A 9,310-nucleotide genomic window follows, 5' to 3' on the forward strand; every position below is an offset into this window, starting at 1 on the left:
CTGCGGCGCCTCGGGGGGGTCGGGGGGGGGGGGGGCGGGGCGGTCGGGGGGGGGGGTGTCCCCCCCCCCCCCGCGGCGCGCGGCGGGGCGGGCGAACCCCGCCGCCCTCCCGCCCGGGCCGGCCGCGGCCGCCCCCCACGCCGACGGGATCAAGATCCTGCCGGGCCTCGTGCCGGTGCTCGGGTCGACGGAGGCCGAGGCCCTCGCGGCCGAGCGTGAGCTCGACGAGCTCATCGTGCCCGAGTACGCGCGCCGCCAGCTCGCCGCGACCCTGCGCGTCGACCCGGAGGACCTGCCGCTGGACCGGCAGCTGCCCGCCGACCTGCCCGACGAGGACGAGATCGAGGGCGCCAAGAGCCGGTACACGCTGATCGTGGAGCTCGCGCGGCGCGAGCGGCTGACGGTCCGCGCGCTGATCGGCCGTATGGGCGGCGGCCGCGGGCACCGCACGCTGGCCGGCACGCCCGAGCAGGTCGCCGACGCCCTCCAGGACTGGTACGACGCCGAGGCGGCGGACGGCTTCAACATCATGCCGGCCGTGCTGCCGCGCGGGCTGGAGGAGTTCACGGCGCACGTCGTGCCGATCCTCCAGGCGCGCGGTCTGTTCCGCACCGCCTACGAGGGAACCACGCTGCGCGAGCACTACGGGCTGGAGCGGCCGGCGAGCCGGTACTCGTCGTCGGGCGCGTCGTCGGCCGTGTCGGTCGAGGCCGTCGAGCTCGCGACCGCGGGGGTGGGGGCATGAGCGCCGACGTCCTCTGGTACATCCCCAACCAGGTGCGCGCCGGCCACCGCGGCGACGTCGTCACGGCGGACCACAACAGCCTGGACACGCTCACCGAGCAGGCACTCGCGCTGGAGGAGCGCGGCTGGGACGGCGCGCTGCTCGGCACCGGCTGGGGCCGCCCGGACACCTTCACCGTCGCGGCGGCGCTCGCCGCCCGCACCACCACGTTCAACCCGCTGGTCGCGATCCGTCCCGGCTACTGGCAGCCGGCGCACCTGGCGTCGGCGGCCGCGACGCTCGACCACCTCACCGGCGGGCGCGTGCGGATCAACATCGTGTCCGGGCAGGACGGCGTCGCCCAGTACGGCGACGACGTCACCGACCGCGCGGCACGGTACGGGCGCACCCGCGAGTTCCTGCAGCTGGTGCGCCGGCTGTGGACGCAGGACGACGTGACGTTCGAGGGTGCGCACTACCGGGCCGACCGGGCCACGCTGCCGCTGCGGCCCGTGGGCCGGGAGGGGCGCGCGCACCCGACGCTCTACTTCGGCGGCGCGTCGCCGGAGGCGGAGGAGGTGGCGGCCGCCGAGGCCGACGTGCAGCTCTTCTGGGGCGAGCCGCTGGACGGCGTCGCCGAGCGGATCGACCGGCTGCGCGCGCTGAGCGAGCAGGTCGGCCGGGAGCACGCGCCGCTGCAGTTCGGGCTGCGCGTCACCACCTTCGTCCGTGACACCACCGACGAGGCCTGGCGCGATGCGGAAGCGAAGGTCGCGCAGCTCGCCGAGTCGTCCGGGGCGCAGGGGTGGCGGCGTGACGCCGATCATCGAGCGGTGGACCGGCCCGTCGCCGTCGGGCAGCAGCGGCTCCTCGACCTCGCCGCCCGCGGCGACGTGCTCGACGAGAACCTGTACACCGCGCCCGCCCGCGCCGGGGGCGGCGGCGCCGGGACCACCTGGCTCGTGGGCTCGCCGTCCGACGTCGCGAAGTCCCTGCGCCGCTACCAGGACCTCGGCGTCACGCACTTCGTGCTGTCCGACACCCCGTACCTGGACGAGATCCGCCGCCAGGGCGAGCAGCTGCTGCCGCTGCTCCGCGACTGACCGCGGGACCTGTCCGGGCCACGAGCGCGTCTTCCCGCACGTGGCCCTGACAACTCGCGGGCGCCGGTCAGCGCAGCCGGGACAGGACGGCGTCGGTGAGGTCGGCGACGTCGTCCACCAGCGCGACGGCACCGGCGTCGGCGAGCTCGCCGGGCGCGGCGTACCCCCAGGTGACGCCGACGCACCGGATGCCGTGCTCGGCGGCGCCGTGCACGTCGTGCTCGCGGTCGCCGACCATCAGCGCGGGCCCCTCGGCCGGGTCGACGGGGGAGGTGCGCCCGAGGGACGCGAGGGCCTGGGCGATCACCGTGGCCTTGGTCGACGTGCCCTCGTCGAGCGGGGCGCCGAAGACGCCGTCGACCAGCTCCGTGAGCCCGTACCGGTCGCAGATGGGCTTCGCATACACCTCCGGCTTGGACGTCGCGACGGCGAGCGTGCAGCCGGCGGCCCGCAGCGCACGCAGCACCTCGGGGATGCCGTCGAACACCCGGTTGTCGTACATGCCGCCGGCGGCGTACGCCTCGCGGTACGCGCGCACCGCCTCGTCCACGCGGTCGGCGGGGACGCCGTGCGCGGGGAACGTGTCGGTGATCGGCGGGCCGACGAACGAGCGCAGCGTGGCGTCGTCGGGGACGGGCAGCCCGAGCGCGCCGTAGGCGTGGCGGATGCCCGCGACGATGCCGGGCGCGGAGTCGGTGAGCGTGCCGTCGAGGTCCAGCAGGACGAGCGGGGAGGGGGAGCGGGTCACCCCGGCAGGGTACGTGCCGGGGTGCCCGCGTCCGTCCAGGTGCCCGGACCTCAGACGGCGCGCGCGTGCGCGACCAGGCGGTCGAACGCGGCGTCGAGGGCGTCGTCCACCCGCTGCGCCTCCGGGTGCGCGTCGTGCCAGGCGATCTGCTCGACGGCGGCCTGGTCGTAGGTGATCGTCGTGCCGAACTCGGGCACCAGGGCGCGCAGCTTGGCGCAGTCGAACACCATCGAGTGGGCCTTGTCGCCCAGCAGACCGGGCCCGACGTCGGGCAGCGCGCGGGCGATCGTCTCGGACGCCACGTGCACGAGCTCGGGCTCGTCGACGCCCGCGGCGGCCGCGAGCCAGCGGTAGACCTGGTCCCACGTCGGGGCGTGCGTGCCCATGATCTGGAACGTGTCGCCCACGGCGGCGGGGTGGCCGAGCAGGCCCACGAACCCGACCGCGAAGTCCTCCGTGTGGGTCAGGGTCCACAGCGAGGTGCCGTCGCCGTGCACGACGACGGGCTTCCCGGCACGCAGCCGCGCGACGTCGGTCCAGCCGCCCGTGGTGGGCAGCAGCGTGCGGTCGTAGGTGTGCGACGGGCGCACGATCGTCGCGGGGAAGCCGCGATCGCGCCAGGCCCGGACGAGGACGTCCTCGCCGGCGATCTTGTCCCGCGAGTACTGCCAGAAGGGGTTGCGCAGGGGCGTGGACTCGGTCACGGGCAGGCGCTCGGGCGGCGTCTGGTACGCCGAGGCGGAGGAGATGAAGACGTACTGCCCGACGCGCCCGGTGAAGCGCTCGACGTCGTGCGCCACGTGGTCCGGGCGGAACGCGCGGAACTGTGCGACGACATCGAACTCCCGGCCGGCCAGCGCGGCGTCGACGGCGTCGTCGTCGGTCACGTCGGCCACGAGCGGCTCGACGTCCGGCGGCAGCGGCCGCGTCGTCGACGTACCGCGGTTGAGGACCGTGACGCGATGCCCGAGAGCGACGGCGCGGGTGACGCTCGCGGCGCTGATGACGCCGGAGCCGCCGATGAACAGGACGTCCTGAGGGCTGCGGATGCTCATGGGTCCATCGTGCCCGCCCCGAGGCGGAGAGGCCTGCGTCGGGCCCGGCGTTTGACAGGCAGCCCCGCTAACTGGTTCCGTACTGCAGAACTGAGTTCCGTGTGACGGACCATGAGGCACCTCGGGTGCCTCGCTCGACGAGGAGCAGAAGGAGGGGGCGATGAGGCTCAGACGACTGGCCGCAGTAGGGTCTGCGGCGCTCGTGGCGGTGGCGCTGACCGCCTGCGGCGCGGGGTTCACGACCGCGACGGCAGGGGGCGCGGCGTCCGACGGCGCGGGCGCGCCGGAGGCGGAGCGGGTCTTCAAGGTGGCGTTCAACCAGAACGCCGACCAGCCCGAGGCCGTGGCGATGACCCACCTGGGGGAGCGGCTCGCGGAGCGGACCGACGGCCGCTACTCGGTGGAGGTGTACCCGAACGAGACGCTCGGGGCGCAGAAGGACACCGTGGAGCTGGTGCAGTCCGGCGCGGTCGACCTGGCCCTCGTGGCCGGGTCGCTCCTGGAGAACATCAACGCGGACTTCGTGGCCCTGAACATGCCGTACGTGTACGACTCCCAGGCGCACCAGGAGGCCGTCCTCAACGACCCCGCGATCACCGGCGACCTGTACTCCTCGCTCGAGGAGCAGAACATCCGCGTGCTGGGCGGCTTCTCCGCCGGAGTGCGCAGCGTCTACACCTCGGTGCGACCGATCGAGACCCCCGAGGACCTCGCCGGTCTCAAGATCCGCGTCATGGAGACCGACACCAACAGCCGGATGATGGACCTCATGGGCGGCGTCGGCACGCCCATGGGCCAGGGCGAGGTCTACACCGCGATCCAGTCGGGCGTCATCGACGGCGGCGAGAACAACGAGTCGATCTACCGCAACCTCAAGCACGATGAGGTCGCGCCGTACTACTCGTACACGAACCACCTCATGATCCCGGACTACCTCATCACCAACCCGGCCACCTTCGACGCCATGTCGGAGGCCGACCGCACCGTGTTCCTCGAGGAGCTTCAGGCGGCCTACGACGAGTCGAGCCGTCTCACGACCGAGGTCATGACGGAGAGCCAGCGGGCCGCCGAGGAGGCGGGCGCCGAGTTCAACGCGCCCGACGTCGAGCCGTTCCGCGAGGCCGTCGCCCCGCTGCTCGACGAGAAGCTCACCACGCCCACGTCGCGCGAGCTCTACGACCGCACCCGCGCCGTCGCGGAGCAGATGGCGGAGGAGGAGCGATGACCCGCGTCAAGAACGGCCTCGACGTCGTGCTGCGCTGGCTGTGCGTGCTGCTCCTGGGCGCGCTGGTGCTGGTCGTGGCGTGGCAGGTCTTCACCCGCCAGGTGCTGTCGGCGCCCAGCGTGTGGTCCGAGGAGCTCGCCAAGTACCTGTTCGTGTGGCTCAGCTTCTTCGGCACCGCCCTCGTGTTCGGCGAGCGCGGGCACATCGCCGTCGACTTCCTGGTGCGCAGGGCGCCCGAGCACCTGCAGCGCGCGGCCGCCGTGCTCAGCCAGGTCGTGACGTTCGCGTTCGCCGCGCTGGTGCTCGTCTACGGCGGCTGGCAGCTCGCCCAGCTCACCTGGACCCAGGACGTGCCCAGCCTCCCGCTGATGGTCGGCTGGCTCTACCTGGTGCTCCCGGTCTCGGGCGTGCTCGTGCTCTTCTACACCGTCTACCACCTGGTGGCCGTCGTGCGTGGCGTGGAGAACGCCACGACCGACGGCGAGCCGGACGCAGTCTGAGGGGGCTCACATGGAGGTGGCAGCAATCGCCGGGCTGGTCCTGATCGTCGGGATCCTCGCCCTCCTCGCGCTGGGGATCCCGATCTCCGTGGCCGTCGGCACGTCGTCGGCGCTCGCCGCGATCACCGTGCTCGGCTTCGAGAACGGGCTCCTCACGTCGGCGCAGCAGATGTTCCGCGGCGTCAACAACTTCTCCCTGCTGGCGATCCCGTTCTTCGTGCTCGCCGGCGTGATCATGAACAACGGCGGGATCGCGCTGCGGCTCGTCAACTTCGCCAAGATGCTCGTGGGCCGCGCCCCCGGGTCGCTCGCCCAGACCAACGTCGCGGCGAACGCGATGTTCGGCTCGGTGTCCGGATCGGCCGTGGCGGCCGTCGCCGCCGTCGGCTCGACGATGGGCCCGCTGCAGGCCAGGGAGGGCTACCCCAAGGACTTCGCCGCCGCGACCAACATCGCGTCCGCGCCGTCCGGCATGATCATCCCGCCCAGCAACCTGATGATCGTCTACTCGCTCGTGTCGAGCACGTCCGTCGCGGCGCTGTTCGTGGCCGGCTACGTGCCCGGCATCCTGTGGGCCGCGGTCTGCATGGTGATCGTGCACCTGTACGCCCGCAAGCGGCCCGAGCTGCGCGTGACCGAGAAGCTGTCGGGTCCCGCCAGGCTCAAGGTGGCGGGCGAGGCGGTGCCGGCGCTCCTGCTCATCGTCATCGTCATCGGCGGCATCCTGGCGGGCGTCTTCACGCCCACCGAGGCGTCGTGCATCGCCGTCCTCTACTCGCTGGTCCTGTCGTTCGTGTACCGCTCCATCAAGGTGCGCGACCTGGGCGAGATCCTGCTCGAGTCCGGCCGGACGACGGCGATCGTCATGTTCCTCGTCGGGGTGTCCGCGGTCATGTCGTGGGTCATGTCGTTCGCGCAGATCCCGCAGCTGGTGACCGACGCCCTGCTGACCGTCAGCACCAACCCGTACGTGCTCATCGTGCTCATCGTGGTGCTGCTGCTGGTCATCGGGTGCTTCATGGACCCGACGCCGGCCGTGCTGATCTTCGCGCCGATCTTCCTGCCCGTGGTCACGGCGTTCGGCATGGACCCCGTGCACTTCGGGATCTTCATGGTGCTCGCGCTGTCCATCGGCACGATCACCCCGCCCGTCGGGCCCGTCCTGTTCGTCGGTGCCAGGGTGTCGGGCATGTCCATCGAGAGCGTCATGCGGCGCCTGGTGCCGTTCTTCGTCGGGCTCGTGATCCTGCTGCTCGTCGTGGCCATGACGCCGGCCCTGTCGCTCTGGCTGCCCGGGCTGCTCGGGCTCGCCTGACCGCGCCGCCGGCACCGCACCCGCCCGTCCCACCGCCCACCACCGAATCGGAGGTTCCCATGGAACAGCGCTACGCCACCGCCCCGGAGCAGATCCCGGGCATGACCACCCAGGACCTGCGGGACCGCTACCTCGTGCCCGACCTGTTCGTCGACGACGAGATCCGCACGGTCTACACCCACCACGACCGCGTGGTGCTGGGGGGCGTCAGCCCGGTCTCCGCGCCGCTGACCCTGCCGGGCTACCCGGAGATCCGCTCGGAGCAGTTCTTCGAGCACCGCGAGGCCGGCATCGTCAACGTCGGCGGCTCGGGCACGATCACGGTGGACGGCACGGAGCACCGCCTCGCGCACGGCGCGTGCCTCTACGTGGGGCGGGGCGCGGCCGACGTCGTGCTCGCGTCCGACAGCTCGTCCGGGACCGCCGGCGGGGAGGCCGGGCCCGCCCGGTTCTACCTCTTCTCCGCGCCGGCGCACACCGTGTACCCGACCACGCTGATCGAGCCCGGGCAGGGCACCGTGCGCGAGCTCGGCGACCAGGTCACGTCCAACCGCCGCACGCTCAACCAGTACATCCACGAGAACGGCGTGCGGTCGTGCCAGGTGGTCATGGGCGTCACGACCCTGCACCCGGGCAGCATGTGGAACACCATGCCCGCGCACACCCACGACCGGCGCACGGAGTGCTACCTGTACTTCGACCTGCCGGCCGAGGCACGCGTCGTGCACCTGCTGGGCGAGCCCACCGAGACGCGGCACATGGTCGTGGCGGACCGCGAGGCGATCATCTCGCCCAGCTGGTCGGTGCACTCCGGCGTCGGCACCGCCGCATACTCCTTCGTGTGGGCGATGGCCGGCGAGAACCAGGCGTTCGACGACATGGACGGGTTCGACGTTGCGACCATGCGCTGAGGACGCGCGGACGCGCAGGGACGAGGAGGAACGGTCGATGAGCGAGGCGACGACGGCCAGCGAGAAGACGCTGCTGGTGCTCGAGGCGGCGATGACGCACGGGCGCTTCAGCGAGATCGTGGCGGCGGTGGACCTGCCCAAGGCGACGGTGCACCGCATCTTGGCCACGCTCGTCGACCGGGACTTCATCCGGGTCGCGGACGGCGGGACGCACGTGCCCGGCCCGAAGATCCTGTCCCTGGCCGGGGCGGCGTACGACCGGGTGGACGTCTCGACGATCGTCCAGCCGTACGTCGACGAGCTCGTGCGCCGCGTGCAGTGCACGGTGCACGTCGGCGTGCGCAGCGGCGACGAGATCATCTACCTGGTCCGCACCGACTCGGACAAGCCGTACCGGATGCCGTCGCGCGTCGGCGCGTCGATCCCGCTGCACACCTCCGCGATCGGCAAGTCCATCCTGGCGCGGCTCGACGACGACGCCGTCGAGCGGTTCGTCAACCGTGCCGGGCTGCCGCGCCGCACGGCGCGCAGCCTCGCGACGCTGGAGGACCTGCGCGCGGAGCTGGCGGACATCCGCCGCGACGGGTACGCGTTCGACCGCGAGGAGAACGTGCCCGGCGTGGTGTGCATCGGCACCGCCGTCCGCGACCACTCCGGCCACTCCAACTACGGCCTGTCGATCTCGTCGCTCGCCCTCGAGCACACCGAGAGCCAGCTCGCCGCGATGGCGGACGACCTGCACAAGACGGCCGCCGACATCACCCACGCGCTCGGGGGCGACCGGTAGGGCCCAGCGCCCCGCCAGCCCCGGGCCCGACGAAGGAACGAGACACGTGAGCACCAGCACCACCGACCGCCCGACCGCCCAGGCACCCGGGCTCCACCCCGCCGTCGCGCGCCTGTTCAGCCTCGAGGGCCGCACCGCGGCCGTGACGGGCGCCAGCAAGGGCATCGGCCTCGCGATCGCGACGCTCCTGGCCCGCGCGGGCGCCGACGTGATCGGCATCAGCACGACGATGCCCGAGGGCGACTCGGACGCCCGCCGCGCGGTCGAGGCCGCGGGGCGCCGGTTCACGCCGGTCGCGACCGACCTGTCCGACCGGGACGCCGTCGCCGCCCTCGCCGCGACGCTCGTCGAGCGCGAGGTGGACGTGCTGGTCAACAACGGCGGCACCATCCGCCGCGCCCCGGCCGCCGAGCACCCGGACGCCGACTTCGACCACGTGCTCGAGGTGAACCTGCGGTCCGCGTGGACCCTCTCGCGCGAGGTCGGCCGCGGCATGCTGGCCCGCGGGCACGGCAAGATCATCGGCACCGCGTCGATGCTGAGCTTCCAGGGCGGCGTCAACGTGCCGGGCTACACGGCGTCGAAGTCGGCGCTCGCGGGCCTGACCAAGGCTCTCGCCAACGAGTGGGCCGGCCGCGGCGTCAACGTCAACGCCGTCGCGCCCGGCTACGTGGCCACCGCCAACACGGGTGCGCTGCGCGCCGACGAGGACCGGAACGCCGAGATCCTCGCGCGCATCCCCGCCGGCCGCTGGGCCACGCCGGAGGACATCGCCGGCGCGGTGCTCTACCTCGCCTCGCCCGCGTCGGACTACGTGCACGGCGCGATCATCCCCGTCGACGGCGGGTGGTTGGCGCGCTGAGCCGGGCACGGATCGCGTCGACGTAGCACCTGGTGGCGGTTCCCCGCGGGGAACCGCCATCTGGTGCTACGTCGAGGGGC

At 72.9% G+C, this 9,310-nt stretch carries 9 protein-coding genes and 1 pseudogene; 8 read left to right on the forward strand and 2 right to left on the reverse strand.

The window, feature by feature from the left end:
* Nucleotides 1–142: 142 nt before the first annotated feature.
* Both ACFWEK_RS14535 and ACFWEK_RS14540 read left to right on the forward strand, forming a co-directional pair.
* A pseudogene (locus ACFWEK_RS14535) lies at nucleotides 143–745 on the forward strand (LLM class flavin-dependent oxidoreductase); the annotation flags it as partial.
* Entirely contained in the window at nucleotides 742–1,827 is a 1,086-nt protein-coding gene (locus ACFWEK_RS14540) for an LLM class flavin-dependent oxidoreductase (protein ID WP_430554505.1), read from the forward strand. The pseudogene ACFWEK_RS14535 and the gene ACFWEK_RS14540, both read left to right, overlap by 4 nt.
* 67 nt (nucleotides 1,828–1,894) lie before the next feature.
* On the opposite strand, the gene ACFWEK_RS14545 is transcribed toward ACFWEK_RS14540, so the two are convergent.
* Both ACFWEK_RS14545 and ACFWEK_RS14550 read right to left on the reverse strand, forming a co-directional pair.
* Nucleotides 1,895–2,575, reverse strand: coding sequence for an HAD hydrolase-like protein (locus ACFWEK_RS14545; RefSeq protein WP_430554506.1), 681 nt, complete (start codon nucleotides 2,573–2,575; stop codon nucleotides 1,895–1,897).
* Between the two features lie 50 nt (nucleotides 2,576–2,625).
* The gene (locus ACFWEK_RS14550; RefSeq protein WP_430554507.1) at nucleotides 2,626–3,630 is read right to left on the reverse strand and encodes an NAD-dependent epimerase/dehydratase family protein; all 1,005 of its coding nucleotides are present in this window, start codon (nucleotides 3,628–3,630) and stop codon (nucleotides 2,626–2,628) included.
* 160 nt (nucleotides 3,631–3,790) lie between these two features.
* Here ACFWEK_RS14550 and ACFWEK_RS14555 point away from each other — a divergent pair, with 160 nt between their 5' ends.
* The 6 genes from ACFWEK_RS14555 (at nucleotide 3,791) to ACFWEK_RS14580 (ending at nucleotide 9,230) form a co-directional block, all read left to right on the forward strand.
* Entirely contained in the window at nucleotides 3,791–4,855 is a 1,065-nt protein-coding gene (locus tag ACFWEK_RS14555; protein ID WP_430554508.1) for a TRAP transporter substrate-binding protein, read from the forward strand.
* Entirely contained in the window at nucleotides 4,852–5,355 is a 504-nt protein-coding gene (locus tag ACFWEK_RS14560; protein ID WP_430546984.1) for a TRAP transporter small permease, read from the forward strand. Before ACFWEK_RS14555 ends, ACFWEK_RS14560 begins: the two co-directional genes overlap by 4 nt.
* 10 nt (nucleotides 5,356–5,365) lie before the next feature.
* Nucleotides 5,366–6,670 (forward strand): TRAP transporter large permease, encoded by a 1,305-nt coding sequence (locus tag ACFWEK_RS14565; RefSeq protein ID WP_430546983.1) that lies wholly within the window; start codon nucleotides 5,366–5,368, stop codon nucleotides 6,668–6,670.
* Between the two features lie 59 nt (nucleotides 6,671–6,729).
* Nucleotides 6,730–7,581 (forward strand): 5-dehydro-4-deoxy-D-glucuronate isomerase, encoded by an 852-nt coding sequence (gene kduI, locus ACFWEK_RS14570; protein ID WP_430554509.1) that lies wholly within the window; start codon nucleotides 6,730–6,732, stop codon nucleotides 7,579–7,581.
* 37 nt (nucleotides 7,582–7,618) lie between these two features.
* The gene (locus ACFWEK_RS14575) at nucleotides 7,619–8,368 is read left to right on the forward strand and encodes an IclR family transcriptional regulator (RefSeq protein ID WP_430546981.1); all 750 of its coding nucleotides are present in this window, start codon (nucleotides 7,619–7,621) and stop codon (nucleotides 8,366–8,368) included.
* 112 nt (nucleotides 8,369–8,480) lie between these two features.
* Entirely contained in the window at nucleotides 8,481–9,230 is a 750-nt protein-coding gene (locus tag ACFWEK_RS14580) for an SDR family oxidoreductase (RefSeq protein ID WP_430547076.1), read from the forward strand.
* Nucleotides 9,231–9,310 lie beyond the last annotated feature (80 nt).

The sequence above is a fragment of the Isoptericola sp. NPDC060257 genome, from assembly GCF_042726645.1.
Lineage (GTDB): Bacteria > Actinomycetota > Actinomycetes > Actinomycetales > Cellulomonadaceae > Isoptericola > Isoptericola nanjingensis.

Excerpts from the sequence above, each read along its gene's own strand:
- ACFWEK_RS14540 (WP_430554505.1), top strand. The coding sequence starts at position 742 with ATGAGCGCCGACGTCCTCTGGTACATCCCCAACCAGGTGCGCGCCGGC.
- ACFWEK_RS14550 (WP_430554507.1), bottom strand. The coding sequence starts at position 3,630 with ATGAGCATCCGCAGCCCTCAGGACGTCCTGTTCATCGGCGGCTCCGGC.
- ACFWEK_RS14555 (WP_430554508.1), top strand. The coding sequence starts at position 3,791 with ATGAGGCTCAGACGACTGGCCGCAGTAGGGTCTGCGGCGCTCGTGGCG.
- ACFWEK_RS14560 (WP_430546984.1), top strand. The coding sequence starts at position 4,852 with ATGACCCGCGTCAAGAACGGCCTCGACGTCGTGCTGCGCTGGCTGTGC.
- ACFWEK_RS14565 (WP_430546983.1), top strand. The coding sequence starts at position 5,366 with ATGGAGGTGGCAGCAATCGCCGGGCTGGTCCTGATCGTCGGGATCCTC.
- kduI (WP_430554509.1), top strand. The coding sequence starts at position 6,730 with ATGGAACAGCGCTACGCCACCGCCCCGGAGCAGATCCCGGGCATGACC.
- ACFWEK_RS14575 (WP_430546981.1), top strand. The coding sequence starts at position 7,619 with ATGAGCGAGGCGACGACGGCCAGCGAGAAGACGCTGCTGGTGCTCGAG.